Annotated in this window: 27 protein-coding genes and 1 tRNA gene; 16 read left to right on the top strand and 12 right to left on the bottom strand. The window is 58.1% G+C overall.

Going from position 1 to position 23,202, the window contains the following annotated elements; all coding sequences use genetic code 11:
- Nucleotides 1-127: 127 nt before the first annotated feature.
- Nucleotides 128-586 (bottom strand): outer membrane protein assembly factor BamE, encoded by a 459-nt coding sequence (locus HMPREF9696_RS06130; protein WP_002712096.1) that lies wholly within the window; start codon nucleotides 584-586, stop codon nucleotides 128-130.
- A 123-nt stretch (nucleotides 587-709) separates the two neighbouring features.
- Here HMPREF9696_RS06130 and HMPREF9696_RS06125 point away from each other — a divergent pair, with 123 nt between their 5' ends.
- The 6 genes from HMPREF9696_RS06125 (at nucleotide 710) to HMPREF9696_RS06100 (ending at nucleotide 5,271) form a co-directional block, all read left to right on the top strand.
- Complete coding sequence (locus HMPREF9696_RS06125) at nucleotides 710-1,264, top strand: ubiquinol-cytochrome C chaperone family protein (protein WP_002712095.1); 555 nt, start codon at nucleotides 710-712, stop codon at nucleotides 1,262-1,264.
- Entirely contained in the window at nucleotides 1,261-1,851 is a 591-nt protein-coding gene (locus HMPREF9696_RS06120; protein ID WP_002712094.1) for a YceD family protein, read from the top strand. The genes HMPREF9696_RS06125 and HMPREF9696_RS06120 overlap by 4 nt, the downstream gene beginning before the upstream one ends.
- Before the next feature lie 192 nt (nucleotides 1,852-2,043).
- Nucleotides 2,044-3,105 carry a phosphate acyltransferase PlsX gene (plsX, locus tag HMPREF9696_RS06115; RefSeq protein WP_002712093.1) on the top strand — a complete coding sequence of 354 codons (1,062 nt, stop codon included), beginning with the start codon at nucleotides 2,044-2,046 and terminating at the stop codon, nucleotides 3,103-3,105.
- Nucleotides 3,102-4,079, top strand: a complete 978-nt coding sequence (locus tag HMPREF9696_RS06110) for a beta-ketoacyl-ACP synthase III (protein WP_002712092.1) — start codon at nucleotides 3,102-3,104, stop codon at nucleotides 4,077-4,079. The genes plsX and HMPREF9696_RS06110 overlap by 4 nt, the downstream gene beginning before the upstream one ends.
- Before the next feature lie 137 nt (nucleotides 4,080-4,216).
- Nucleotides 4,217-4,543, top strand: coding sequence for an integration host factor subunit alpha (locus tag HMPREF9696_RS06105; protein ID WP_002712091.1), 327 nt, complete (start codon nucleotides 4,217-4,219; stop codon nucleotides 4,541-4,543).
- A gap of 80 nt (nucleotides 4,544-4,623) precedes the next feature.
- Complete coding sequence (locus tag HMPREF9696_RS06100) at nucleotides 4,624-5,271, top strand: MerR family transcriptional regulator (RefSeq protein WP_002712090.1); 648 nt, start codon at nucleotides 4,624-4,626, stop codon at nucleotides 5,269-5,271.
- A gap of 20 nt (nucleotides 5,272-5,291) precedes the next feature.
- Here HMPREF9696_RS06100 and HMPREF9696_RS06095 read toward each other — a convergent pair whose 3' ends face one another.
- The 4 genes from HMPREF9696_RS06095 to HMPREF9696_RS06080 form a co-directional block, all read right to left on the bottom strand.
- Complete coding sequence (locus HMPREF9696_RS06095; RefSeq protein ID WP_002712089.1) at nucleotides 5,292-7,202, bottom strand: putative nucleotide-diphospho-sugar transferase; 1,911 nt, start codon at nucleotides 7,200-7,202, stop codon at nucleotides 5,292-5,294.
- Nucleotides 7,203-7,235: 33 nt separating this feature from the next.
- On the bottom strand, nucleotides 7,236-8,768 hold the full coding sequence (locus HMPREF9696_RS06090; protein WP_002712088.1) for a glycosyltransferase family 39 protein: 1,533 nt from the start codon (nucleotides 8,766-8,768) through the stop codon (nucleotides 7,236-7,238).
- Nucleotides 8,769-8,779: 11 nt separating this feature from the next.
- Nucleotides 8,780-10,327: a glycosyltransferase family 39 protein gene (locus HMPREF9696_RS06085; protein ID WP_040301861.1), complete on the bottom strand. Its 1,548-nt coding sequence runs from the start codon at nucleotides 10,325-10,327 to the stop codon at nucleotides 8,780-8,782.
- A gap of 157 nt (nucleotides 10,328-10,484) precedes the next feature.
- Nucleotides 10,485-10,562 (bottom strand) — tRNA-Pro (locus tag HMPREF9696_RS06080).
- Between the two features lie 238 nt (nucleotides 10,563-10,800).
- On the opposite strand from HMPREF9696_RS06080, the gene HMPREF9696_RS06075 reads away from it, so the two are divergent.
- Both HMPREF9696_RS06075 and HMPREF9696_RS06070 read left to right on the top strand, forming a co-directional pair.
- Nucleotides 10,801-11,520: a hypothetical protein gene (locus HMPREF9696_RS06075; RefSeq protein WP_002712086.1), complete on the top strand. Its 720-nt coding sequence runs from the start codon at nucleotides 10,801-10,803 to the stop codon at nucleotides 11,518-11,520.
- Entirely contained in the window at nucleotides 11,517-11,849 is a 333-nt protein-coding gene (locus tag HMPREF9696_RS06070) for a hypothetical protein (RefSeq protein WP_002712085.1), read from the top strand. The genes HMPREF9696_RS06075 and HMPREF9696_RS06070 overlap by 4 nt, the downstream gene beginning before the upstream one ends.
- Nucleotides 11,850-12,130: 281 nt before the next feature.
- On the opposite strand, the gene HMPREF9696_RS21580 is transcribed toward HMPREF9696_RS06070, so the two are convergent.
- Entirely contained in the window at nucleotides 12,131-12,274 is a 144-nt protein-coding gene (locus tag HMPREF9696_RS21580) for a hypothetical protein (RefSeq protein ID WP_002712084.1), read from the bottom strand.
- Nucleotides 12,275-12,468: 194 nt separating this feature from the next.
- Here HMPREF9696_RS21580 and HMPREF9696_RS21220 point away from each other — a divergent pair, with 194 nt between their 5' ends.
- Entirely contained in the window at nucleotides 12,469-12,816 is a 348-nt protein-coding gene (locus HMPREF9696_RS21220) for a P27 family phage terminase small subunit (RefSeq protein WP_081602389.1), read from the top strand.
- A 191-nt stretch (nucleotides 12,817-13,007) separates the two neighbouring features.
- Here the strand turns inward: HMPREF9696_RS21220 and HMPREF9696_RS06065 are convergent, their stop codons facing one another.
- Both HMPREF9696_RS06065 and HMPREF9696_RS06060 read right to left on the bottom strand, forming a co-directional pair.
- Nucleotides 13,008-13,997: a DUF2806 domain-containing protein gene (locus HMPREF9696_RS06065; protein ID WP_002712083.1), complete on the bottom strand. Its 990-nt coding sequence runs from the start codon at nucleotides 13,995-13,997 to the stop codon at nucleotides 13,008-13,010.
- A gap of 106 nt (nucleotides 13,998-14,103) precedes the next feature.
- Nucleotides 14,104-14,727: a BRCT domain-containing protein gene (locus HMPREF9696_RS06060; RefSeq protein WP_002712082.1), complete on the bottom strand. Its 624-nt coding sequence runs from the start codon at nucleotides 14,725-14,727 to the stop codon at nucleotides 14,104-14,106.
- Between the two features lie 209 nt (nucleotides 14,728-14,936).
- Between HMPREF9696_RS06060 and HMPREF9696_RS06055 the strand changes: the two genes are divergently transcribed.
- The 3 genes from HMPREF9696_RS06055 (at nucleotide 14,937) to HMPREF9696_RS06045 (ending at nucleotide 16,959) form a co-directional block, all read left to right on the top strand.
- Nucleotides 14,937-15,302: a BP74-related protein gene (locus HMPREF9696_RS06055; protein WP_002712081.1), complete on the top strand. Its 366-nt coding sequence runs from the start codon at nucleotides 14,937-14,939 to the stop codon at nucleotides 15,300-15,302.
- A gap of 39 nt (nucleotides 15,303-15,341) precedes the next feature.
- Entirely contained in the window at nucleotides 15,342-16,421 is a 1,080-nt protein-coding gene (locus HMPREF9696_RS21215) for an alpha/beta hydrolase (RefSeq protein WP_002712080.1), read from the top strand.
- 157 nt (nucleotides 16,422-16,578) lie between these two features.
- Nucleotides 16,579-16,959: a hypothetical protein gene (locus tag HMPREF9696_RS06045; RefSeq protein WP_040301209.1), complete on the top strand. Its 381-nt coding sequence runs from the start codon at nucleotides 16,579-16,581 to the stop codon at nucleotides 16,957-16,959.
- Nucleotides 16,960-17,134: 175 nt separating this feature from the next.
- Here HMPREF9696_RS06045 and HMPREF9696_RS21575 read toward each other — a convergent pair whose 3' ends face one another.
- Nucleotides 17,135-17,935 (bottom strand): hypothetical protein, encoded by an 801-nt coding sequence (locus tag HMPREF9696_RS21575; RefSeq protein ID WP_002712078.1) that lies wholly within the window; start codon nucleotides 17,933-17,935, stop codon nucleotides 17,135-17,137.
- Nucleotides 17,936-18,056: 121 nt separating this feature from the next.
- On the opposite strand from HMPREF9696_RS21575, the gene HMPREF9696_RS22200 reads away from it, so the two are divergent.
- Entirely contained in the window at nucleotides 18,057-18,302 is a 246-nt protein-coding gene (locus HMPREF9696_RS22200) for a tyrosine-type recombinase/integrase (protein ID WP_002712077.1), read from the top strand.
- A gap of 26 nt (nucleotides 18,303-18,328) precedes the next feature.
- Here the strand turns inward: HMPREF9696_RS22200 and HMPREF9696_RS06030 are convergent, their stop codons facing one another.
- Nucleotides 18,329-18,907 carry a hypothetical protein gene (locus HMPREF9696_RS06030; RefSeq protein ID WP_157170003.1) on the bottom strand — a complete coding sequence of 193 codons (579 nt, stop codon included), beginning with the start codon at nucleotides 18,905-18,907 and terminating at the stop codon, nucleotides 18,329-18,331.
- 325 nt (nucleotides 18,908-19,232) lie between these two features.
- Between HMPREF9696_RS06030 and HMPREF9696_RS06025 the strand changes: the two genes are divergently transcribed.
- Nucleotides 19,233-19,517: a hypothetical protein gene (locus HMPREF9696_RS06025; protein ID WP_002712076.1), complete on the top strand. Its 285-nt coding sequence runs from the start codon at nucleotides 19,233-19,235 to the stop codon at nucleotides 19,515-19,517.
- Between the two features lie 163 nt (nucleotides 19,518-19,680).
- Here the strand turns inward: HMPREF9696_RS06025 and HMPREF9696_RS06020 are convergent, their stop codons facing one another.
- Nucleotides 19,681-20,760, bottom strand: coding sequence for a D-TA family PLP-dependent enzyme (locus HMPREF9696_RS06020; protein WP_002712075.1), 1,080 nt, complete (start codon nucleotides 20,758-20,760; stop codon nucleotides 19,681-19,683).
- 309 nt (nucleotides 20,761-21,069) lie between these two features.
- On the opposite strand from HMPREF9696_RS06020, the gene HMPREF9696_RS06015 reads away from it, so the two are divergent.
- Both HMPREF9696_RS06015 and HMPREF9696_RS06010 read left to right on the top strand, forming a co-directional pair.
- The gene (locus tag HMPREF9696_RS06015) at nucleotides 21,070-21,261 is read left to right on the top strand and encodes a hypothetical protein (protein WP_040301206.1); all 192 of its coding nucleotides are present in this window, start codon (nucleotides 21,070-21,072) and stop codon (nucleotides 21,259-21,261) included.
- Between the two features lie 104 nt (nucleotides 21,262-21,365).
- Nucleotides 21,366-21,860, top strand: a complete 495-nt coding sequence (locus HMPREF9696_RS06010) for a hypothetical protein (RefSeq protein ID WP_002712074.1) — start codon at nucleotides 21,366-21,368, stop codon at nucleotides 21,858-21,860.
- Between the two features lie 6 nt (nucleotides 21,861-21,866).
- Here HMPREF9696_RS06010 and HMPREF9696_RS06005 read toward each other — a convergent pair whose 3' ends face one another.
- The gene (locus tag HMPREF9696_RS06005; RefSeq protein WP_002712073.1) at nucleotides 21,867-23,177 is read right to left on the bottom strand and encodes an O-antigen ligase family protein; all 1,311 of its coding nucleotides are present in this window, start codon (nucleotides 23,175-23,177) and stop codon (nucleotides 21,867-21,869) included.
- Between the last annotated feature and the right edge of the window lie 25 nt (nucleotides 23,178-23,202).

The raw sequence follows: 23,202 nt of genomic DNA, 5'->3' as shown, positions 1-23,202 counted from the left end.
TTCGAGATCTTGTTGGAAGAAGCGTACCGATCAGGTTTCGCCGCGGCAAGCGCCGCCGTTGCATCACGATGAACGGTTGTTTCGCGCAGCAAAATAGCTGCAGGCGACCGCCGGTCTCGGCGGAAGATCAGTTCGGGCTGAGGAGCTTGAAGATCGGTGTCAGGTAGCTCATTTCCTGACCGCTGGTCGGCGTGGTGCGGCTGATGAAGTCGAAAATCTTGCCGTCCTGCAGTCCGTAATTGGCGATCCGGGTCACCGTGCGGTTCTTGTCGAAATAGATCGCGATCACCCGCTGGTCGACGACGCTCTGCTGCATGAACGCGACTTTGCGTTCGGAGCGCTGCGAGATGTAGTAGAACACTTCGCCGCTCAGGGTCGCGACGGTGGAGGGCGTGCCCATCACGATGAGAACCTGATCCTGGCTGGCGCCGATTGGAATTTGCTCCAGCGCGCCCTGCGGCAGGATGTACCCCTTCTGAAACTGCTCCCCGGTGCAGGCCGCCAGCACAGCGCCGGCAAGCGCGACCATCGCCGCCATCCGCAGGCCGGCAATGAATCCTCGCAGTCGCTGTCTGTAAGCAGTCATCTTCCTCTTGCCTCTTGCATCAGCCCGGGCGTTGACGTACCGGGCAGAGCTTCGGATTTCAACAGACCGGAAGCCATCGCAGCGATCGGGGAATCGCCGCCGGCTTCGACGTGGAACCCAAAAATGTTTTGGCCATTCAATCGCTTCAGGAACCCCGCCGCCCCGCGCGGCACCATTGAAGCCATCTATGGCATGATCGTGGCGCAAGCGCGAGAACCGGCGTTTTACGCCGACCTTGGCGTGCGCGACACGGTTAACGGCCGTTTCGACCTGCTGATTCTGCATCTGTGGCTGGTGCTGCGCCGGATGCAGCGGCTGGACGGCGGCAGCGCGCTGTCGCAGGCGCTTTTCGACCATTTCTGCGCCGATATGGACGACAATCTCAGGGAAATGGGGGTTGGCGACCTGACGGTGCCCAAACGCATGCAGGCCTTCGGCGAAGCGTTTTACGGGCGCTCCGCGGCTTACGATCTGGCCTTCGCGGGCAGCGACGAGGATATGGCGCAGGCCTTGTCCAGGAATGTCTTCAATGGCGAGTCGATGGACAGCGCGCGGCGGCTGGCCGCCTATGTCCGCAAGGCCGGCGACAGCCTCGACGCGGCGGACGCCGAGACACTGCGGAAAGGTAACTGGCGCTTTCCCGCCCCCGCCGCGATGCTTCCGGGAGAAGTGTCATGAGCAAGGGACCCCGGATGCCGGATGGCAACCACCCTTGGAGCTTTCCTGTTCTGGTCACCCAGTTGCCGGAGGCCGGATCGCATCAGCAGCTCGAAACGACTCCGGCGCAGCGGAGCCTGCTGGCCCAGGCGGCGGGCGTGAACGCCGTGCTCAAGGCCGAAGCGAGTTTCGACGTCACGCCCGAAGCGGGCGGCCGCGTGCATGTCGCAGGGACGGTGCGTGCGCGGGTCGAGCAGACCTGCGTGGTGTCTCTCGATCCCGTCGAGAACGATGTGGAGGAGGCGGTCGATGTGACCTTCGCGCCCGCGGAGCAGATTTCATCGTCCGTGAAATCGGTCCAGAAGGAGCAGGGCGAGGACGCCGAAATTCCCGATCCGCCTGAACCCATCGTCAATGGCGTCATTGATCTTGGGCAACTGGCGACGGAGTTTCTGGTTTTGGGAATTGATCCCTATCCACGCAAACCCGGAACTGCCTTCGAGGCCCCGGTCGCTCCCGCAGACCCGGACGAACACCCGTTTGCGGCGTTGCGGGCGCTCAAGGATGCTCCCGGCGGCGCCAAGAGCAAAAAACCCAAGGGCCACTGACCGCCCCGGAAGGGCGCTTGACCGAACCTTCGGCCTGGGTCAAGCCGTTGTATCGCACCACAAAAACGCTATTGTCGCTGCCCGGCTGGGGTTGGGCCCTCAACAGCGAAGACTCCCGCCCGTCGCCATCGGATACGTTGGCTTTCAGCTCGCGGCCCGTTAAGCCGCAACGATCAGGTTTCCGGAACGCTTATGCCGCAAAAGGTTCGAATCGCGCTTGACGCCATGGGCGGCGATTTCGGTGCATCGGTCGTTATCCCCGGCGCGGCGCTCGCATTGATGCGGCATAGCGACGTCGAATTCCTGATGGTCGGCGACAGTGCGCAGATCAATGCACAGCTCGACGCCCATCCGGCGCTCAAGGCGGTGTCCCGCGTCATCCACGCCGACATTGCGATCAGCATGGATGAAAAGCCGAGCCAGGCACTGCGCCGTGGCCGGAAGTCCTCCTCCATGTGGCTCGCCATTGATGCGGTGAAACACGGGGAGGCCGATGTCGCGGTGTCCGCCGGCAACACCGGCGCGCTGATGGCCATGGCGCGGCTGAACCTGCGGATGATGCCCGGCATCGACCGTCCGGCCATTGCTGCGGTCTGGCCGACTGTGCGTGGCGAGTCTGTCGTGCTCGATGTCGGCGCGTCGATTGGCGGCGATGCCCACCATCTGGCCTCGCTGGCGATCATGGGCAGCGCGATGGCGCGGGTCCTGTTTGATCTCGAACGCCCGACCGTGGGCTTGCTCAATATCGGCGTCGAGGAAGTGAAGGGCGTCGAGGAAGTGCGCGGCGCCGCCGAATTGCTCCGCGCCATGAACCCGCCCCAGCTCGACTTCATCGGCTTTGTCGAGGGCGACGGTATCGGCAAGGGCGCCGCCGATGTCATCGTCACCGAAGGGTTCAGCGGAAATATCGCGCTGAAGACCGCGGAAGGAACGGCAAGGCAGATTGCCGAATATCTGCGCAGCGCCATGAGCCGGACCTGGCGCTCCAAGCTCGGCTACATCTTCGCGCGCGGCGCGTTCAATGCGCTGCGTGACAAGATGGATCCGCGCAAGGTCAACGGCGGTGTCTTTCTCGGGCTAAACGGCGTGGTCATCAAGAGCCATGGCGGCACCGATGCCGAAGGTTTTGCCTCGGCGGTTGAGGTCGGCTACGACATGGTCCGCTACGATCTCCTGCCCAAGATCAATCAAACACTTAACCGCGACGGCCACGCTCTCTCGATCGTGCCGAATCCGCAGGAGGCTGTCTCGTGACTGTGATGCGTTCGGTTGTGCTCGGCCATGGTGCTTACTTGCCGGAGCGCGTTCTGACCAATGCCGAACTGGCGAAGATGGTCGACACATCCGATGACTGGATCGTTCAGCGCACCGGCATCAAGGAACGCCATATCGCGGCGGATGGCGAGTTCACGTCCCATCTCGGTTTGAAGGCGGCGCAGGCGGCGCTTGCGAGCGCCGGGCTTGATGCGCAGTCGATCGACCTGATTGTGCTGGCGACCTCGACCCCGGACAACACATTCCCGGCGACCGCCGTGGCAATCCAGAACGGGCTCGGCATCAACCATGGCGCTGCGTTCGACCTGCAGGCGGTGTGCTCTGGGTTCATCTTCGCACTCGCGACCGCCGACAATTTCCTCAAGAGCGGCGCTTTCAAGCGCGCGCTGGTGATCGGCGCGGAAACCTTCTCCCGCATTCTCGACTGGAATGACCGTGGAACCTGCGTGCTGTTCGGTGACGGCGCGGGCGCGCTGGTGCTTGAAGCGCAGCAGGCGACGGGAACCACCGCTGACCGCGGCATCCTGACAACGCATCTGCGGTCCGACGGCCGTCACAAGGACAAGCTGTTCGTGGACGGCGGGCCGTCCAGCACCCAGACCGTCGGTCATCTGCGGATGGAAGGCCGTGAGGTGTTCAAGCATGCCGTTGGCATGATTACTGACGTCATTGTCGATGCGTTCAACGCAACCGGCACGACGGCGGAGGATGTGGACTGGCTGGTTCCGCATCAGGCCAACAAGCGCATCATCGATGCGTCTGCGAAGAAGCTGCATATTGCGCCGCAGAAAGTTGTTTTGACCGTCGACCGCCATGGCAACACCTCGGCGGCGTCCATTCCTCTGGCGCTCGCGGCTGCGGTCGACGACGGTCGCATCAAGAAGAATGATCTTTTGATGCTGGAAGCCATGGGCGGCGGCTTCACATGGGGATCGGCGCTCTTGCGCTGGTGAGGTTTTTGCTAAAGTCTGACGTAAATTGAAAACGAATTCATGCTGTTGCATTGATGAGCAAGGTTGACCCTCGGTCACTAAGCTCATAATTTCAGAATACAAATTACTTAATTCTTTCGCCGTGAGCGGGGCAGGCGATGACCGGAACCGGGAAGACAGTCACACGCGTTGATCTGTGCGAAGCCGTCTACCAGAAGGTGGGGCTGTCACGCACGGAATCGTCTGCGTTCGTGGAACTTGTACTCAAGGAAATCACAGATTGCCTGGAGAAGGGCGAGACGGTGAAGCTCTCCTCGTTCGGCTCGTTCATGGTGCGCAAGAAGGGCCAGCGTATTGGCCGCAATCCCAAGACCGGAACGGAAGTGCCTATCTCGCCGCGCCGGGTTATGGTGTTCAAGCCGTCAGCGATTCTCAAGCAGCGTATCAACGGGAATGGCAACGGCAGCGCTGGCGCCGACGACTGAAGCGGGATCGCCGGCGCTGCAACCGCTGGCTTTAGAATTGCTGGCTTGGAACTAGCGGCTTTCAACGGGGAGCCCAGCATTTGGACAAGGCGCCGGACGCGTTTCGGACCATCAGCGAGGTTGCCGATGACCTCGATGTGCCACAGCATGTCCTGAGGTTCTGGGAGACACGCTTCACGCAGATCAAGCCGATGAAGCGCAGCGGCGGTCGCCGCTATTACCGTCCCGACGACGTCAATCTGTTGCGCGGTATCCGCCGGCTGCTCTACGGCGAGGGTTACACCATTCGCGGTGTGCAGCGAATCCTGCGCGAACACGGGATCAAGTCCGTCCAGAGTCTGACCGAAGGGTCCGCCGATCACGTCAAGGCCTTGTTTGACGGCCCGTCATTTGAGGCCGAAACGGACGAGCGCGCGCCGGGTGTGGCCGAGCTTGAGGTCGAGGACGAACTTGAGGCGGAAGAGGAACAGAACGAGGAAGCCTACAACGCCTCGCCGCTGTCGCTGCGCGATCTCGGACCGCCACTGGCGGACCTGCCGTCTCCGAAAGCCGTGGTGGCGAGGCCTGTTCAGCCGGGTCCAGCGAACGGCTCGTCCGGCGCGGAGGCCTACGCCCCGCCGAGCGTCCGCAGGAATGCACGGCCGCTGGATCGCGGAAAACTTCAGGCGGCGCTGGACGACCTGATTGGCGCGCGCGCATTGATTGATCAGGCGCTGAAGGACAGTTAGGCGGCCGGTCGCGTGGCGGTTCAGGCTTCCTCAAAGGAATAGATGTTGATGCCGATCTCGGGGCTGCAAACCGCGAGCGTGCGGCCGTGAATTGCGAGGCCCTTTGGCCCGCCTTCCATCCTGTTCTCGCGATTGGTCGCCTGGAAAATCGCGTCGTCTGTGACAGGGGTTTGCAGGTCCGCCTGTTTGCTCCATTGCAGCCCGAAGTGACTACGCCGCGGCGCATAGGCGCTGAAGAAGTTTCCGCCGGCATTGGTGACGATGAGGTGATTGGTGCGCGGCGTGAAGGCGACCGAATGCGGGTAACGCAGCGACCGGTCGTTGATCACCATGACAGGTTCGGAGCCATATTCCGGCTTGCCTGACCCGAACAGTCCGTTGCGCCGCTGGAAAACGCTGACGGTTCCGTTGCCATGGTTGGCAATGGCGAGCCATCGCCCGCATTGCGAAAAGGCGAGACCGTCAGGATGAACGACGCTGATATGGGCCAGTTCAAAATCGGGCTTCAGGGCAAAGCGCACGGGCGAGGTCGAGGTTCGCCGATAGAAGGAAATGCTGCTGGTGCCGAGATTGCACGCTGCCAGATAGTCATTGAACGGCGGGACGAACGACACGCCATCCGAATGGGTGAGTTTTGTTTCCGCGCCGCTGATTTCAAAGACCGGTTGCGACTTGTAGCCGCCCGATCCGTCGGCTTCAAACAGGGCAAGCGCGCCGGTTCGCTGGGCCACGGCCAGAAGTTCTTCCGAGCCGCACATAGCGAAGGACAGATCGTGCGGATAGTCGAGACCGCTCAACCTGAAATATGGCTTGTTTTCAAAAGTACCGTCGGCTTGCCGCCGATAGAGCAGCACCGCATTGGTGTCCGCGGTCGCGACGCCCAGAATTTCGCCGGATGTCGAGAAGGCCAGTCCTTCAAAGCGCTCGAGCTTTCCCTCGGGCCGCAAGTTCTGAACCGTTGCCGGTCTGTTGTCGACGTTGAATGTGACATCCGGAGATGACGACGATATTCCGCTGATGTCGTCGATCTTCTGCCGAAGGCGCCGTGTCACCGCGCCGGGCAGGGCGCGCAGCATCTGGCGCGGAGCCTGGAGCTTTTCGATATGGCGCTTCAGGTTTTCAATCTCGATGCCCTGTCCGTCATGAGCCGGCGCCGTCTGGTCACTCGAGCTCCGCTTGAGATTCTGGACTTCATGCTCGGCCGCAGCCCAGCGGCTGATCTGATGCGACAAAGCCGATCTGATGGCGGGTGAGGCCGTTTCATAGATTGGAAGGGTGTCGACATTGGCTTTGATCAGGCCCAGGCGATTTTCGCCCTTCAGACCGGCGAAGTGATGGATAACCGGATCGGGTGCCATCGCGACACCAGGGATCGAATTCCACACCGGATCGAGCCGCGCAACATGCGCCCGGTCGCGTTCGTTAGGGACGTCCGGTCCAGTGCCTAGCGCTGCGTTGTAGCCGAGCAATTTGTGCAGAACGGCCTGTTCCTGCCAGGGGTGATCGTTGGTGGCGTGCATCGCGAGCACGCGCGTGAAGAAGTCTGCAGACCATTCGGACGCGCGGATCAGGTAGACGCCCGCATTGAAGTGCGGCGGGAACGGACGGCCGTCGAGACGCACGGTGTCCGGCCCATGCCAGCACGCCATGAGATCGGCGCCGGGTTGAACCTCGTCGAGAATGTCGCGATCGATCCGCAGGATCAGTGCGTCGATATCGAGCCAGACAACAAAATCAAAACCGCCGCGCAGGGCGGAGATGATTGCCGGGACTTTCATCCACGAACCGGATAATCCCGAACTGTCCGGTTCGTGGACGATCAACTCGTATCCGTGGCGCGCGGCGTAGGCTTCCATCCGCGGAAGTGTCTGCGCGGCGATCCTTGCGAAACGCTCGCCCTCGTAGGCGGTGACAATGCAGTAGCGGGGCATCGTGTCGAGAGTCCTGTGATGAGCGTGACGGAGCTATTTGCTCGGTGGTACGATGGCCCAGGCGAAGTGGAATTTGAAGCGGCCTTTGGCCACCGGGATCACGATCGGCGGTTGCTGGGGCGCTCCGTTGGCGATCCGCGCCAGATGATCCGGCATCTTGCCGTCATCGCTGGGATTCCAGATCAGGATGGCGCCTTTCGCCTTCAGGTCCGCCCGGTCGATCCATGGCGCCTTGCTGAAATCGGCATCGAGCACAACGCGGGGCCGGCTTGGCGTGTAGCGGGAAATGTTGCCGGCCTCGATCTGGGGGCCGATCACATAAGCAGGGTCGCGTCCCGTCACAGCCCTGTACTGTCGGCTGATTTCGGCAGCGAGTTCTGGGCCCGGAAACTCGTGACTGCGTCTGACGTAGCTCAGGCCCAGCAAGCCGCTTTTGAAGAGCATGATCAGGATGGCGGATGCCACAAGGACCGCGGCCCAAAAGCCGGTCATCCAGCTAAGGCTGACCGACGAAAGACCGTCCCTGTACATCATGACCAGCCACAGCCCGAAATAGAGCCACAGCGGATAACCCCACAGCGCGATGGTGCCGCGCCCGGTGACGGCACTCAGCGCGAGCATCGTGACCATCGGACCGAAGCCGAGCATCGTCACGATGCGGCGGTCGAATGAATCGATGCTGCGCAGGCTGCCAGTCTCACCGGATGCGGCAGCAGGCTTTCGCCACGAAAAATAGATCATCGGAGCGGCGATCAGAACCGGCGGAACGAGATAGCCGAGCTGTCGGATGAAAAATTGCGCTGGATGCACGATGTGATCGAGCACGCCTCGCGACGGTGCCGCGCGCCTGTCGACATAATCAAAAGGCGCGAAGTTGTGCTGGATCAGCCAGATCAGATGCGGCAGGACCACGATCAACCCCGCGGCCAGCGCGATCCAGGGACCCGGCTTCGTCACGTTCTGCCGCGCGTCACGGTCCAGAAGAAGGAACAGCACAATCGGGAGCGCGAGGATGATGACGAAGTACTTGGCCCACACGGCGCCGCCGAGCGCCGCGCCGAGGAGGGCCCAGTCGCGGGAACGTCCGCCGCGCAGCGCTGCATGCAGCGCGTAACCCGCGAGCGCCCAGAACGGGAGCTGCGCGACATCGTGATTGAAGGAGGTGGATGCGGAATGGAAATAGTCCAGTCCGCATATGATCAGGACCGAGGCCAGCGCGCCAAGCGGGCCGACGATCCGCTTCGACGTACACCACACGATCGCGAGAGTGATCGCGATAAAGGTCTGGGACAGGGCGTAATAGGCGGCGTCGTACGGCAAAATGCGATACACCGCTTCGGCGGCCCACCATGGCAGCGGCGGCAGCTTCACATAGCCCAACTGCCATTCGCGGCCGTAAATCAGCGCTTCGACGCCATCGAGCGGCAGCGCGCGGTAAAACAGCGACGGCAGTACGGTCCACACAACGAACTGAGATGCCACGACCAGCAGGAAGATCGCCGTCGGGTGCCGCGCAATGATCTCCGGCAGGGAGCGGCGCGATTGAGGTGTGGACAGGACCGTCATCGGTTGGTGGCCTAGAATGGGGTTGTTGGATAGGGCGTCAGGTAATTTTTGCCGTAGTACAGGTGTAGCCTGACGACGAGCGATCTGCCACGGCGAACCTCGACGGTCTGAACGGGTTCGATCGTCTCGAAGAATGGCCCGAGCCGGGCGGCGAGCTGATGGTTCTGGTCATCGGCGATAACGATCACAGCGTCCCATCCGATCGCGGCTTTCGAGTCCTGACTGAAGGCGTAGTTGCGCGCGTCGCCGCACAGGCACAGCACCGGCAGTTTGTCGCCGACTTCAAAATCCACCTTGCCGTCGATGCCGCGGGCGGTGGTCGCGACGAACAGGCGTTGCCGGCCGGTGAAGCCCTTGGCGTCGAAGACCGGACGCAATGCGTCCCAGCGCAGGCCTTTCAGCGCGGGATTTGCGCGGCCCTCGGTCCGGGATGACGAAAGCAAATTCCAGAACATTCCGGTTTTGATTTCCGTAGCCAGAACGGCAACGATCGCGACGGTGGTGAGTGTGGAGGCCAGCAGCCAGTTTCGTGTCAGTGCATCCGCGCGTTCGAGTTTCCGGACGACGAAGTGTCCGGCCAGCGGAAACAGCAGCAAGTAACCGGGCGCCTGCCAGTGGTGGTGACCGCCGGATGAGGACCACAGCGCGATGACGGTGAACAGAGCGATCGGCGTTGCGCCGAGTACCGAGGGTAGCCAGGCGCGCCATTCCGCGCGGCCGCGCGCAAGACCCCAGACAGCGGCCTGAAGACATGGCACCCATATCCAGGGACCGATCAGCGCGGCTTGTCCGATGATTGTTTCGAGCAGGCTGACCGGACTGATCCCGGTATATTCAAAGGGCCGCTGTCCCTGAAATTCAAACGAGACCCAGCCGTGCCGCCAATTCCAGATCAGCACCGGGCTGAAGATCAGGAACGCCAGCACCGCGCCGAGATAGGGGCCGGGTTCGGAAAACCAGCAACGATGTTTTCGGCTCGTGATCGCGAACAGCAGCAGACCGATCGCGGTCACGGCCGCCGAATATTTCGACAGCAGCGCGAGGCCAAAGCACGCGCCGACGCCGAGCCAGCCCTTCAGGCGCTGGCCGGGAGTGGCGATATCTTCAAGCCGCACGATGAGCAGGATCGCGGCGAGCACAAAGAATGTGGCGGGGCCATCCGGCTGCACCCAGGCCCCGAAGCTGATGGTGAACACCGGCGACAGGTTGAGCAGGAGCACCGCCGCTGCGCCTGCGCGCCGATCGAAGAGGCGCGTACCGAGCCGGTATGTCATCCACGTCGTGCCGATGAACATCGCGATGAACGGCGCGCGCAGGATCGGCAGCGCTTCGGCGCCGGTCACAGTACGGGTCGCCCAGGCGATCCAGAATGTGAGGGGAGGGTGATCGAAATAACTGAGTGAGAGATGGCGCGCGTTCGCAATGTAATAGGCTTCGGTATGATCGAAGTCGATTCCGGCAAACGCCATCGCGAAGCGGAATGCGGTGCCGAGGACGATGGTCCAGACGACAACCGCCGCGGGGCGTTTTACCACCAGTGTGCTGAATGCCTCGGACATGGCGCGCCAGCCAAGGCGGCGGGCCGGTGAGGTTTGCTGTTCGCCGGGATCCGCTAGCATCGGTGCTGAACAAGGCGAGCGGTGCAGGGGCGTGGACGCTTCCAGGGAGTTGCCACCGCTCCGGGACCCTTCGACGGATGATGATTTAGGGAGAGATTGGTCGGAGCGAGAGGATTCGAACCTCCGACCCCTAGTCCCCCAGACTAGTGCGCTAACCGGGCTGCGCTACGCTCCGACGTCTTAACGACGTTGATTGGATAGGGATTTTCCCCAGTCCGCGCAAGGCGCGATTTACGCAAATCAGAACATAAGAGACACGAAAAGCACGCTTAAGACCGCAAAGTCCCGGAAAAGTCCCGGACGGTGTTCGATCATTGTTCTCGACCCATACGTAATCGACAAGAAACCCGACGTGCCGCTGAACGGCGCGCATAATTTTCCACGCCCTGAGGAGCGGCAAACATGAGCAATAAATGGAATACGAATACGACCCCGAAGTCCCTTACTGGCGTGCTGACGTGGACGCCCAAGCCCTGTACGACGCGCATGGCCGCGTAGGACCGGAAGTCACCGATCTTCTGCTGGAACTTGAGCTAGCGAAACCTAGTGGCGTGGATGACATTGGCCCGGTGGCCATCATGGATGGCCGGTTCTCCGATGCCTATCTTGGCGACCACACCTTCACGTGGATCTTTACGCCCGGTGAAGGGCCGGACAGCGCGATTGTCATCCCCATTTGGCAGGACGGTCGCGTTGTGGACCTTTTGGCCTTGTCAGCCGATGACGTGCGTAACTGGGGCTGTGTAACCGGCAAAGGCATAGTCGCCGGTACGATCCCGGACGGCCAGCCAGTGCGCGTTTATGAGGCACCTTGGCGGTGGGTGAAATACGGCTGTGACGGCGTGGTCATTCTGGCTAAATCAGCCTTTCCGGCCCTGAGCGGTAGCCCGGTCATTTATGCCGAATCAATAGACCATGCGGAGAATCTCGCAGAGCGGGTGTTCGTAAGACCGGTGCTGGAACGTCCCGACGACCCATCTGCCCGGCTGATAGCGGCTGAAAACGCCGAACTAGAGGCCCGGGACCGAATCCACATCGACGAAGAACGATACGACGAGATTGATGAAGAGATTTTGCAGCGCGCCGTTGTTGAGACGGTAGCGCAACTAAAACTTGAGGGGATCTTTAATTGACGGCCCTGCGCGAAATGCAAATGCGGCAAGACAAAAACAAGCAGCGGCTACTTACGTTTGGACGCACCACGCTTAAGCCAGCCAACGACAATAAAAAGAAACCCCGTTTCGAGATCACGTGGTTCAAAGACATTGCTGAACGTCAGATCAAAGAGCACGTCATAGACGGCGTGTTTGGCGTTGGCGAATTTTCGGTGGTGGTCGGCCCCCCAGGTTCGGGCAAGTCCGTTATCATCGCCTTACCGAGGTATCGTTGGTCAAGAGCGGGGCTGCTGGCAATGAAGGATTTGCCGCCGTTGTTGACGCTTCAATCACACCGAAGCCGGTAGCTGGTAGGCGATCAGCGACATTCAAGGCCACCTATGGACTGCACAAGGTCTCGCGTGGTCTGCGCGAGATTAAGGCCGCGCTAGCTGCGCTGCCGGTCACTCGACAACCACACCGCTCAATGACCGTTGACCAGATGAACTACATGCAGACTGCAGAAACCGAGCGCCTACAAAAGATGGCTCGTAGTCGCTGGTGACACCGACACCGCGTATCATCCCCTCTACGCGGTTGTGCGCCTCGCTGGCCCGGTCATTACCCAGACCGGGCTGGCTGATGGTGCTTACTTGGATTTTGCTTTCTTTGCAGGGGCCTTGGCCTTGCGCGCCTTGGCTTGCTTCGGCTCTTCCACCTCTTGCAGCTTACGCAAGTACGGCGGGATCGCTTGGTCTTTATTCTCTGGGGTTATCTTCAGAAACTGAACCATGTGCCACTCCGTAAAGTGCTCAGTTTACAGCCTAGAGAATCTAACGGCTCAGGTTCCGATCTTTACCATTAACCGCCCACCCAGCCTGATAGGTAGGGGGCGGGTCGGATCTCTACAGCTTTAGGGGTGTCTACCGGACGGGTAGACAATGATTCCCGACACCATCCCCCGTCGAATGCAATTTTTAGGAACACATGATCAAATCTAAACCCGTGGCTGAAAAGCCACCAAAGCACCTGCGTGCCGAAACATCGCGATGGTGGTCCGACGTCCTCGCTGAATTCGCGCTCGATAGCCATCACGTGCGCCTGCTTACCAAAGCCTGCGAGGCGTGGGACCGGAGCGAAACGGCCCGGGAGGCAATCGCAAAACACGGCCTCACTTACACTGATCGTTTTGACGCGCCCCGTGCGAGACCAGAATGCGCCATCGAGCGCGATTCACGATTAGCGTTTGCGCGGCTCATTCGAGAGATCGGACTTGATGTGTCGCCACCCAGCGAAAGCCGACCGCAGTCGTTACGCGCGAATAGGAGCACATAGTGCCGGTAAGACGCCGTACGGATAAACGTCGCGATGCTTTGGATGAAGACTCCATCCTCTGGTTACAAGGAAGCGACAGATCTTGGTTTCAGTTTGCGTCGCTGGAAGAGCGGCTAGCGTGCTGGGAAGCACATGGTGATGCTGCAATCGCTACGTGGGATCGTCAGGAGAACACAAATCCGACGATGGTTTTAGGTCATGGTGGCAGGCTTGTAAGCGACCACTGATTTTAACACCGCGAAACTAAATGACTCTGCTTGAACTGAATCAATCCGCATCAAGTCAATACTCACCTTGTCCGAGCAATCGTCGCCGGTCAAACCAAAACCTCGGCCAATCTGCTTGCCGATGCTCTCAACAAATTCTAGATTCGTTTCCTTGTGCTGAGAAATCTTAAGCAACTCGCGGGCGACAGACGTGATAGGCTGGCCGCCTAGCGCATGGGCCAATTTGTGGTCGGTATGATTTTTAATAATAAGACCGCACCCGGATGCAACTAAATAATATGGCACTTCGGCGGGCGGCAACTCGATAGTCAGCGCCATTGCTCCTACCTTGCTAGCCGTGCCAGTAAGAATTCCAAGTTCTTCCATTACTAAGCGTGTCTTAACAGCCAACTCGGAAAATTCCTGATCGGTGAATGGAACTAAGATTCTGTTGAGCACATAAGGAAAGATCGAGGTTATCGCCTCCGCATCAGATCGAGACAAATTCGCGACAAACTGCAAAGTTCGCAGAGAGAAAGATCCTGGCTTTCGAATCTCGCCAGCCAGAATTTTACCAAATAAAGCTTGCAGCTCTTCTGATGACTTTTCCTCAGCTATCCGGCCATACGTATTCAGCCAGTCTTCCTCGATTTGATCGGCTGCGTCCGTTTGAGGCGGCTCGTTTCTTAAATCTTCGATTGCCGCTTTAGTCGCAGCGGACCGGTTTTCGAACTTCCTCTTCTCCTCCGCAGTCCGAAACATATCATCGACAGTAATCTGGTTGGCCGCTTTGATCTTGCCGGTCGAACCATCGATGCGAACCTTTGCATTCGCCGCAGTCGCGAGGACGATGGTTGAGATTGCCTTATCCAAGTTTTTAAGCGTGTTTGGCATCGGAATGGTCGGGAGTTGAAATCCCAACCAACTTTCTAGCCAACCCCTAATAGTGGGCAAATTCTCTGAGTCATCGGCCATCATTGATCCCCATTTAATCCCCGCTGAACTTTACCACCGCTACAACCAACCTACAACGCGCCGCCATCGGGCGGCACGTGGCGAACGGCAATCGCTATCTGATCAGTTAGAGAAACCTGACCCAGTGGGTTTCCGAAACGATGGATATCGGATGACCTTCGCTTCTCATCTCGGCAGCTCGCGTGATCTTGTTGCCAAAGGCTGAATGCTTCCAAGATTCGGTGGCATAGATGCCGATCACGAGAACGTTCGTCTTTTTCGTGAGTGATCCGGCGCTCCCGCCCTTTCCGACAACTACGGCCTCGCATTCTTTGCGCTGGCCAAAGTTGAAGGTGCCGGTGAAACAGTAATGCTGACCCGCGAATACAAGTGGGGTCGGCGCGGGCGAGCAAAGAGGAAGCGTTGTCGCTCTGAGTGGCTCGCCTAATCCAATGTCTCGATCTGATATTTCGTTAAGAGTATCGAGAAGGTCTCGTTTTTCGTCCTCGTCGACAACACCATCCGCAAGGATACTCGATACACGCTTGTAGAGCAGACGAATGACGGGCTGGCTACTCACTACCGTATTAGCGGCCAGCCAGTTTTGAAGAAACTCGACTTCGCTGTGATTGATAACGCCATCGGCTATTAGCCCACGCGCTAATCCTATAAGCTCGTCTACCTGACGGCTCGTAATTCTATCGCCACCAACTCGGTTTAGAAATTCGTCGTCCGTCCCTGGACTTGGCATCTCTTGGACCTCCCCAGACCCGGAAAGATTGTTTCTGAGGTCTTTGGAACAAGCAATACCCACACGCCGCCCCGTCGGGCGGTTGCGGCGCTAGGAGAGTTCAGCGATCGCAAAGCCTTGTTGTAAATCGGAAAAATTTCTGTCAGCTTCGATCAATATTGCGAACTAGTTTTACTTTCTGAAGGACATTATCATCGAGGAATTTTCCAATGACATACTTTCGTTGCTATCAACAGAGCATACACAGGACTTTCGTCATTCAGTTGGAGACTGAGGCGCTCATAAAGGAAGCGCGAGGGTTCGTATCCGGCAAACTAGCTGCCAAGTCCGTAATGGGCAGGATCGTGAAAGCGACCCGGTTCTATAATGCGCCGTGGAGCTGGCATCTCGATCCACTGACAATAGAATTCTTTGAAACAACTACCGAAGTCTGCGATGCATCCATTTTGGATGTCGAAGCGCATTTGGCAGATGTCGGCGACAGCTTTCTCCCAAAAAACATCTGGTGCCCGTGGCAATCGCGCGTGATTGAGGAAGTCCGGTTTTCCTTCTTTGGGCTCAAGACCATAGCTTAGGTAGTTATTTTCCAATTTTCATAGATTAGGGAGCAGCTTGTGCAGAAATCAATTCGCGTTCGCTTTGCGACAAATCGCAACCGGGTCAACAGCCTCGAAATGTTTGGTTCTGATTTCTTTGATGGCGACGCCAAGCGATACATCACTGGATCGATTAACGTCGTCCAGCAGTCCAATAAGCCGGACACAGGTTGGTATCCTGATCACACTACGCTTGTTCTGGACGAGCCTACGCCATCGGGAAAAACGAAAGCTCCTCAACCCAACGATATTGTTTCATTCGCCCGTGATCGCGCTGCCGCCCAGAAACTGAGAAAAGCTGGATCAGAATTTGGGACAATTCTAATTCCTGGATTCAATTCAACGTTCATCAGCGCACTGCATAGCTCAGCGCAAATTGCAGACGCATACGGCGCGTTGGAGTGTTACTGCATTTCGTGGCCATCTAATGGTCAGTTTGGCTTGAAGCCCTATAGATCCGACCAAACAAAAGCACAAAAATCGAGCGCCTTCGTCGCTGATGTGTTGACAAAACTGCTCGCGTCCCTGAACGCGCCATCTTCTGCGCAGAAGCCGCAGCTAAATCTCGTCGCTCATTCTATGGGTAACCGCGCACTTAGTGGCGCGATGCAAATCATTCGCAAAAAGTCACCAAAAGAGATCAAAGAAAACTTGTTTGAGGGCGCGATTCTTGCGGCGTCCGATGTGCCAGATAATGCGCTTTCGAAGGCAGACCAACTTGCTCCGCTTGTCAAATTGGCCAAGCGCGTGACCACTTACTATGCTGGCGGCGATCTGGCTCTCGCACTAAGTAATGCGGTGAACTCGTGGATTCCATTGGGACTTGGTAAGCCGCGTTCTTTAGGACTACTTCCCAAAACTGTTACTACTGTTGATTGCAGCGACGTTGCCACGACTTTTGGCGATGACGGAAAGACGCATCACAGGCACCAATATTATCGATGCTCCGCGTGGGTTATAAAAGACGTCATGCAGGTGCTGGCTGGCATTGCGCCGAGCAAGATCGACGGTCGTAAGGCAGATATGACTGGTGGTGTTGGAGGCCGAGCCTGGTGGCTTCCTTATGATACAGATTCGTTGTCCGGCAACGCGAAGTAATTTTCCCTCTCCGTAGGTACGAGGCTGCAACGTTTCAGCTCACGCTTGATACTTCGTATATCTCGATCTGCTGCATTTGGATGTACCGAGCAGCTCTAGTGCTCTTGCAACCTACAATTCCCCGCGCTGTAATGGTGCGTGAATCTTGGGGGCAAATATGGATCGGGAAGAAACGCGTTGGCATTGGGAGGAAGGGACTAAGTACGCAATCGAAGGTATGAAGACCCTCCTCACCTTGAATGGTGGAGCAGCCGTTGCTTTATTGGCATTTTGGGGTGGAGCAAGAACGGCTCTGTCACCCGCCGCAAAAGCTGCGAGTGTAGCCCCTATCGAAAGTGCCTTGTGGTATTTCGGAGTTGGCGCGCTGATTGCTGCCTTTGTATTTGCTTTTGCTTATTTTACGCAGCTTCTCTATGGCAACAACTGGTGGCGCACGGCTCAGTGGATGCACCATTTTACTTATTTGCTGTTTCTTGGCTCCGCCGTTTCCTTTTTTCCGGGAGTAAGAATGGCTAGCGTGGCGTTTGCGTTAGCTTAGCGCAACACATCGTTCACAATTGGCCGGAAGACAAGGTCGGAGAGAAGATCAAACCGCTGCCGATCAATTGGAAACAGTGGCTGGCAACGAAGGGCACGTTGCGGGCGGCGTAGTTATTGAGCGAACGCGCCAACAAACTTGTCATAGTCTCGAAACCTGAGCGCTAAGAACGACGTTAGGCAATTCGTTCGCCAGCGATGACGCGGTAGACCGGTGCACCCAAGTTAGCGAACAAGCGAATTTTGACGCTTATCAGTTTCTCGTGCCGCTCAATAGGTCTTTCAATCCCAATCTCATGCAATTTATTGGACGGCGGAACCGCCTCCAGCCAACCGCCGACATGCATGTCCCAATTCGTTTTGCCGTTTGCATCAAGAATCAGCTGAACTAGATACGGCTTAAACTGACTTAGTCGTCCTGCTAGTTGCTCAGCCATCGCAAAACTATGAGCTATTTTGGCCAGCATTCGATTAAATGAATGAACATCAAGGGATGAGGTCGCGATCTTCGAGAGACCATACTTTAATCTTAGAGTTTCCATATCGACCCTAAACAACTTACTCCAAACCGCTGACGTAGAATTATCAGCCGCTCTTCTAGTTAAAATTGCTGGTTGGTCTAATTGCATTAGCAGAAGTGAAATCGGGTAATCTGCTATATCGACCATCACTTTACGATTAGGCGTGGTGGTCGGGTCAAATAGAGGTAGAACTTTCGGACGATCTTTTGGTAGTCGAGTTTGTAAACGAAGATGTGTCCGGCAGCCTAGTAATGAGCCCTTCAATACTATGGACTCTGTTCGCCCCGTAATCCGCTCACATCTACGACAACTCGCACGCGGAATAACAACGTTTCCATTTAAACCGAATGGAATTATGTGTTCTTCAGCTAGATACCTTTTACTATCTACTGCATAGCTCGTCGCGCCGCAGTAGATGCATTGATTTGCTGCTGGATATGCTACTTCTACGGACATAAATGTACCCGTTCAAATTCAAAAGACCTTCCCGTCATTGCAAAGCCCGCCAAGCCCGCGCGGTTTTACATACATAGCCCAACGGCGTGGCGTAGATCGGAAGAAGGGCCAGCGGTATCCCATGACCCGCGAGGGCCTTAAGACCGAGTGGCGGCGTGCCAAGCTGGATGCGGTGCTGCTAGACTACAGATTCCACGACAATCGACACACAGCCGCAACGGGCATCCTGAGGGCTACTGGGAACCTAAAGGCCGTCCAGAAGCTGCTGCGCCACTCAGATGTGTCCACCACATCAAAATATGCCCACGCGCTGATCGATGATGTCCGGGACGCTATGACCATCGCAGAGAAACTTCGAAATACTTAGCCTGTTAACGCCTAACCTTCATCCAGCTACCGCTTCCGGGTTGGAGGCCGAATCTGTGTTTCCGCCCAAACTCGATATTTTTCATCAAGGTCAAAGACGTGACCGAACTCTGTTTTTAAATTTTGTAAGCAATCACTGAGATCATTTGCCAGCTTGTTGAGCGCGTCAGCATCCGGCTTTTGAACGCTCAGCTTGCCTAGCTTTCCTCGTTTGGGTGAGCGCTTCGAAAACTGATAGACTCCTACGAAATTGCCTGTCTCGTCTTGCATAACCTGCCACAGGCCGTGTATCGCGTCGTTCCGCTGCTCCCGAAGCTGACGTACTCGATCCAATACCTTGAATAGTCTTGGATGGTATCGCCTGGAAAATCGCAGCTTTACTAAGCCTCGCAGCTCAGCTGCATTCATTGCCCAACTTTGCCACCGCAACCGACCTTCAACGAAATTCGGGGTCAGTCGCTTCCCGCGAGAATTTTTCAAGTATCTCTTTTTACTATCCAACGTTTCGGTGAGAAATTGCGTGTAAACAATCATGGCTTCTTCGACGCGACTCGCGGCCATCGCGACTCTACCAAGTGCAGCAAAATGCTTCTCTGGTCCGCTCATGAGAATCCTTAAATCAACGGAAAGTCCCGGCCAAAGCCCCGGACTGACTATGGAGCGTATAATAAATAATTGGAAATCAATGGGAAACTGGCATAGCGCCAAAGTCCCCCAGACTAGTGCGCTAACCGGGCTGCGCTACGCTCCGAACCGTGCCAAGAGGCTCCGATGCTGTAGCGTCCTTCGGCCCCCCGCGCAAGAAGGGGAATCCTGCGGGTTCGGGCCTTTTCCGGCCCTTTTTCGTGCCCGGCAGCCTCACGCCAGAACGGGATCACCCGCGTGATATGCGATTGATCTAGAATTGGCCCGATTCGCCAAGGGACGCTTCATGAACGAGACGCTGATTTCCGCCTGCCAGATGTTCCTCATTCCGGCAACACTGCTGTTCGCGGCGGTGGGGGTCGCGAACAGCCAGGGCATCAAGCTGCTGGTCTGTCTGCTGGGCGTTGCGACCGCGGGGCTGTGGATCTACCGCGTCTGGTACTGGACCGGGTTGTCGCTGATGGATCGCAGGACCGCGCTCGGGCTGGCGGGCATGTACGGACTGGTGTGGGTTTTTACGCTCCTCGTGCAGCTCAAGAACATGGTCTCGCCGGGTTACGGCCGGCGCTGACGCCGGCACGAGCCAGGTTCCTTCGATCCGCAAATTGCCGGGCAGGGCCACCAACTGGCTAAACCCATCAGCTGACATTTTTCAGGCTGATGCCCTCGTTTCAGGCCGGGTGTATGTGTCGTACCGGAAGACGGTGTGATCCAGGAGCGGCGCCGGCGGGCGCTCAACGCAATTTGCCGCGCGCCGCGACGGGAAGAATTCCGACAATCTCGTCGCCGCGTACCATGACCACCTCATCGGACATGTTGACCACGACGCAGACATGGTTCGGCACGATGCGCACGACATCGCCGACAGCGGGGCGCGTGTTGCTCTGTGTCAGATCAAGGAAGCCGTGTTCTTCCGCGAAGCGGGCGATCCGCGCCTGCGGATGTTCGAGAATCAATCCGTAGCCATCGAGGCCGCCGGTATCGGCCGTCAATGTCTTGGAGCCGGCATCGAGAATGCCGCGATCGGGCGACGCGCGGCTCACCACGGTGGAATAGACATGCAGGGTGCAATCGTCCCACGAGGCGACACCGGCGGCGACCTGCATGCGGTCGTTGTAGATGTAGGTGCCGGGGCGATGCTCGGTCGCGCCCTTGAGCTTGCCGACGTTCTTCAGGTTCGGCGATCCGCCCGTGGACACGATCTTCGGGTCGAGACCCAACTGACGGATGCCCGCCAGTGCATCGTCATGAAAGCGCTGCGCCTCGGTCCAGCCGGTTTCGGTCGGATACATCAGCAGCCCGGCGAACGAAAGACCGGACGTGTCCTTGATCTGGCGGGCGAGCGCGATGGCCTCGCCAGGCGTTTCCACGCCGGCCCGCTTGCGGCCGGTGTCGCACTCGATCACCACCGGCACATCACGACCTGCTGCGGCCGCTGCTGCGGTGAGACCCGCGATGACAACGGGATTGTCCGCGGCGACGGTGACATGCGTTTCGGCGAGCAGGGCGCCGAGGCGCGCCATCTTTTCGTCGCCGATCAGATTGTAGCTGATGAGAATGTCGTCGATCCCCGCCTGCGCCATGACTTCAGCTTCGCCGAGTTTCTGGCAGGTGATGCCCTTGGCGCCAGCCTCGATTTGAAGGCGCGCGAGAAGCGGGCTCTTGTGGGTCTTGATATGAGGCCGGTTGGCGACGCCCGCCTCGTCGCAAATCTTCTGCACGCGCGCGATGTTTCGCTCGACACGGTCCATGTCAATGACAAGGGCCGGTGTTCCGTAATCACGGGCGATCTTTTGCGCGAGCGGGGTGGGCAAGATCGTATTCCTTTTCTCTGCGGTCACGGTATTGCGCAGGGGAGTGGTCGTCCAGCCCTTCAGGAAATCTGTGACCGATCACCAGTCTTCGCAGTTTGAATATGATCTGGCTAACGATAAGCGATAAGCCGACTGCCGTTAAAGGATCGCGCTGTTAAGTCTTGGCCGATCGAGACGCTGCGTTTCGCCGCCATGGAGTTCGGCGGTCGAACCCAGTCTTGGGTCGTTGGCATCGAGATCGTCACTCGTTCGCCGAAAATCGTGCCGCACGAGGTGATGACAGTGCAGTAGTCCAGCAAGGAAACGCCCGTGCATTTTCTCCTGCCTGCGCCTCTTCTGGAACTGGAAGAGGGGTGGTGTCTGCGGATATTCACGCGCGATACCGATGTTCCGATCTCGATCTACGAGGTGAAGGGACGTATTGCATCACTGTCCGGCGAGCGTCCAGACTTTCCGATTGTCCGCTTTCTGTCATCACAAGCGCTTGCCGACCAAAATTGATCCACATTTGCGGCCGATCGTTGGAACCGTTTTCGCATCTGCGAAGTTAGCGATCCGGGAATTCGCGCGAAGTTTTGCGCGGATCGGTCACAATGCGAGGTGAGATGTTTTTGCTCGGTTCAACCACTGACAAGGCCGTCGCTGCAGCCATTCTTTTTCTGTCGTGTATCCCCGGTTCGCATGCGCAGACGGCGCATCCGTTCGCAGGCATGTCCGGTGTCTGGTCGGGCAAGGGCACGATTTCCCTTGAGGGCGGCGCGCGCGAGGCGATCCGTTGCCGCGCGACCTACGCGGTGAGGGCCGACGGCAACGCGCTTCAGCAGACGCTGCGCTGCGCCAGCGACAGCTACAAGATCGAACTGACCAGCAACGTGGTTGCCGACGGCAACAAGTTGTCCGGTACCTGGAGCGAGTCCACGCGCAATGTCGCCGGCGACGTTCAGGGTGCGGTCTCGGCAGGCCGTTTTCAGGTGGTCGTGAGCGCGGGGACATTTTCCGCGGATCTTGTTTTGACCACCAGGGGAAATTCGCAATCGGTTGTGATCCGCTCGCACGGCAGCGAATTCAAGGGTGCAAACATCACCCTGTCACGGACCTGAGACCCATTACGAGGATGACGGGCTTGGTTGATCGGACTGCTCACGCGAGGGTGCAGTCTGTGTCAGCATGCCCGCTGCGATGCCGACCACGATGACATACAGCCAGCCCTGATAGAAATCGCTGAGATGGGAATTGAACAGCGAGCTTAAAATGTTCTGCACGACAGCGACAAGGCCCATCCAGGCGACAATACCTTTGCCACGGAATGTCAGCAGGTGAGTAATCCACATCGCATAGAGGGTCAGGATTCCGATGGCGCCCCATTGAATCGCCACCAGAAAGGTCTGGTTATGCGGGTTGCCGACAATCGGCGAGCCGGCCTGTTTGGGCGCATCGCGAGTCAGCAGCGGTTTGGCAGACCCCGTTCCGTGGCCGATGATCGGCGCCGCCTTGAAGAATTCGATTGATTTGCTCCACAGTTCCAGCCGCTGTCCGACGGATGTGGTTTGTTGACCGCTCTGTGCGATCTTGTATTCACTGAATGCGGCGGTGACCTTGTGCTGCAAGTTTGGCGAAACCATCCAGAGCGCGGCAATGAGAGCCGTCAGGGCTGGAAGGGCAATCCAGAATTGCCTGCGTCCGAGATAACGGTACGCAAACATGACAGCGAGGACGGGTGAGTATACCAGCGCAGTTCGCGCGACGTTGACGAACACGAGATTGGCGATCAGCCCGATTGCGATGACCGCTGACAGGATCGCAAGCGATGGCCGCTTTCGCCGAAGGGTTTCGACTCCGATCGCAGCGAGAGCGAAAGCGCAGAACACGAAACCCTGACTTTGGTCGATATAGTTCTTGACGGGGACGCCGGGCTGGTCGGCCTTGTAGTGTATCGATACGCCTGGCCAGCATAGCGCGATCCACGAATACAGCATGAGAACCGTGCACGAGGCGACGAACGCATAGAAGACGTATCGGCCACGGCCGGATTGCCCGAAGGCGTAGATCAGGATCGGAATGCCCAGCAGTTTCGCCATGGGCGTTATTCCCCGGAATCGGTCAGACCACGGCACGCCGTCAGCCCAAAAAAGGCCCAGCACGGCCAGAGCGCACAGCGCCAGCGCGGCGAGACTGGCGGGATGCTTCAGTGAGCGAAGGAAGTCCGCAGGCTTCATTGTGCTCAGAAATCCAAGCAGGAATGCCAGCCCGCAGATGGAGATGATGGATGTGGACCATGGCAACCCGGCGGCGCCGATGATTGCGAAATTTTCGGTCCCCTTGCGCCGCGCAGCCTGCGCCGCTGGCCGATTGGGTCCGGTCCATACACAAAAGCCGATCCAGACGTCGGTCAGTTCTCGCTTGATGGCCGCGTACATTATCCCTCGAATGGACTATTTTTAG

Source organism: Afipia clevelandensis ATCC 49720, assembly GCF_000336555.1.
Lineage (GTDB): Bacteria > Pseudomonadota > Alphaproteobacteria > Rhizobiales > Xanthobacteraceae > Afipia > Afipia clevelandensis.
Note: the sequence above shows the minus strand (reverse complement) of the source record. Positions and strands in the feature narration are given on the sequence as shown.